A 2,625-nucleotide genomic window follows, 5' to 3' on the forward strand; every position below is an offset into this window, starting at 1 on the left:
CCGACAAGGGCGGCTACACCATCCCCAAGGGCAACCTCTTCAAGCAGGGCACCGCCAAGACCCGCCCCGAGATCTACGCGATGGGCTTCCGCAACCCCTTCCGCTTCACCGTCGACCCCAAGACGGGCTACGTCCACGCCTCCGACTACGGGCCCGACCGCGGAGCGCCCGAGACCAACCGCGGCCCCGAAGGCCTGGTCGAGTACAACGTCATCAAGAAGGCGGGCAACTTCGGCTGGCCCTTCTGCCACGGCAACAACCAGGCCTACGCCCCCTACAACCCCGACACCCAGGAGGTCGGCGCCAAGTTCGACTGCGCCAAGCCCGTCAACCCCTCACCGAACAACACCGGCCTGCAGGACCTGCCGGCGCTCGCGCAGCCCGAGATCTGGTACGGCTACGGCGAGTCCAAGGAGTTCCCGGAGATGGGCGCGGGCGGCTCGGCGCCGATGAGCGGCCCCGTCTACCACTACGACGCCAAGAACCCCTCCAAGACGAAGTTCCCCGCCTACTTCGAGGGCGCGAGCTTCTTCTACGAGTGGGCCCGCAACTCGGTCAAGGAGATCCGCTTCGACAAGAGCGGGAAACTCCTCAAGATCAACGATTTCCTGAAGTCGGCGAAGTTCGCCAAGCCGATGGACATGACCTTCGGACCCGACGGCTCCCTCTACGTCCTGGAGTGGGGCAGCGAGTTCGGCGGCGGCAACAACGACTCCGGCCTCTACCGCATCGACTACGCCCAGGGCCAGCGCACCCCGCTCGCCAAGGCCAAGGCCTCCGCCACCAACGGCCCGACCCCGCTGAAGGTCGACTTCTCCAGCGAGGGCAGCAAGGACCCGGACGGCGACCCGCTCACCTTCGCCTGGGACTTCGACGGCGACGGCACCTACGACTCCACCGAGGCCGACCCCTCCCACACCTACGACACCAAGGGAGACTTCAACGCCCAGCTGAAGGTCACCGACTCCACCGGCAAGTCCGGCTACGCCAACGTGCCCGTCACGGCGGGCAACACCGCGCCCAAGGTGAAGGTCGAGACCCCCGTCGACGGCAAGCTCATCGAGTTCGGCGACAAGATCCCCTACAAGGTGACGGTCACCGACCCGGAGGACGGCACGATCGACTGCTCCAAGGTCACCGTCAACCCGGCCCTCGGCCACGACGACCACGAGCACCCCACCACCGACATCCCCGGCTGCGAAGGCACCGTGGACACCGGTGACCTGGGCGGCCACCCCGAAGGCGCCGACCTCACCTACGTCCTCAACGCGAAGTACACCGACAAGGGCGGCGACGGCGTCAGCGCCCTGACCGGCTACGGCCGCTCCGTCATGCACCCCAAGCACAAGCAGGCCGAATACCACGACGACCAGTCAGGAACCCGCATCGTCTCCCAGGAGGGCGCCGAGAACGGCAAACGCATCGGCGACATCAGCAACGGCGACTGGATCGCGTACAGCCCGATAAGCGTCGAAGGCGTCAGCAAGGTCAGCTACAAGCTGTCTTCGCCGTACGGCGTCGGCTCGATCGAATTGCGCGCCGACGCGCCGGACGGCAAGCTGCTCGCCACGACGCCCGTCCCCAACACCGGGGGCTGGGACACCTACCGGGCCACACCCGACGTGCCGGTCGAAGCCTTGGCCGGGACACACAAGCTGTACGTGGTCTTCAAGTCGACGCAGGACAATTCCTTTGACGTAGACGCGGTGCAGTTCACCACGTCATAGTCACCCGGAAGTCGCCGGGGGCATACAAAGGTCCGCAGTGCGCCGCTGTCCGGAGCGCACTGCGGACCTTCCCCCCCGTCAGCGAGTACCGACCGCCGCACGCACGGCCCGGCGGGCCAGCTGGCAGTCGTCGTGCAGCCGCCGCAGGAGCAGCCGCTGTTCCTCGCCGGACTGTCCGGCGCCGGGGTGGCCCGGGCCGGGCGCCGTCGGCGCCGCGTCGTGCATCGAACGCTGCACGGCCATCTCGTACGTACGGATCTCGCGGGTGAGGACCAGCATGAGGTTCACCAGGAACGCGTCACGCGCCGCCGGCCCCTGCTCCTGCGCGAGCTGGCTGATCTCGCGCCGTGCCACCGGTGCGTCGCCGAGCACCGACCACAGCGTCGCCAGGTCATAGCCCGGCAGATACCAGCCCGCGTGCTCCCAGTCCACGAACACCGGGCCCGGAGGAGAGAGCAGGATGTTCGACAGGAGCGCGTCGCCGTGGCAGAACTGCCACGTGGCGTGCTGCCCCGACGAGTGGGCGATGCCGTGCAGAAGCTTCTGCAGGTCGCCCATGTCCCGGTCGGTGAGCAGGCCCAGCTCATGGAAGCGGGAGATCCGCTTGCCGTAGTCCAAGGGCCTGCCGAACAGCTCCTGCGGCGGCCGCCACCGGTTCAGGTGACGGATCGCGTTGAGCGCGAGGCGCACGTCCGCGCGCGGCGGCGCTTCGACGGGATGCCGGGACAGCGCGGCGACGCGTCCCTGCATGCGCTCGATCACCAGCGTGCAGTCCTCGGGGTCCGCGGCGATCAGCCGCGGGGCCCTGACCGGAGGACGGTGCCGGACGAACGAGCGATAGGCCGCTATTTCGTGCTGGATCCGCTCGGTCCACGCAGGTGAGTGGTCGAGTAAACAC

The 2,625-nt window shown here is 68.1% G+C and carries 2 protein-coding genes; one reads left to right on the plus strand and one right to left on the minus strand.

All coding sequences use genetic code 11. The annotated features are described in order from the left end of the window. Nucleotides 1–1,727, plus strand: a 1,727-nt coding sequence (locus ACQKIP_RS44850; protein WP_427745631.1) for a carbohydrate-binding protein, incomplete at its 5' end; no start/stop codon positions are given. Nucleotides 1,728–1,805: 78 nt separating this feature from the next. Here ACQKIP_RS44850 and ACQKIP_RS44855 read toward each other — a convergent pair. Continuing rightward, the coding region (locus ACQKIP_RS44855; RefSeq protein WP_427745632.1) for an aminoglycoside phosphotransferase family protein at nt 1,806–2,625 on the minus strand (820 nt) is incomplete at its 5' end.

The organism is Streptomyces sp. NPDC059900, assembly GCF_050270335.1.
In the GTDB taxonomy this organism is placed as follows: Bacteria; Actinomycetota; Actinomycetes; order Streptomycetales; family Streptomycetaceae; genus Streptomyces.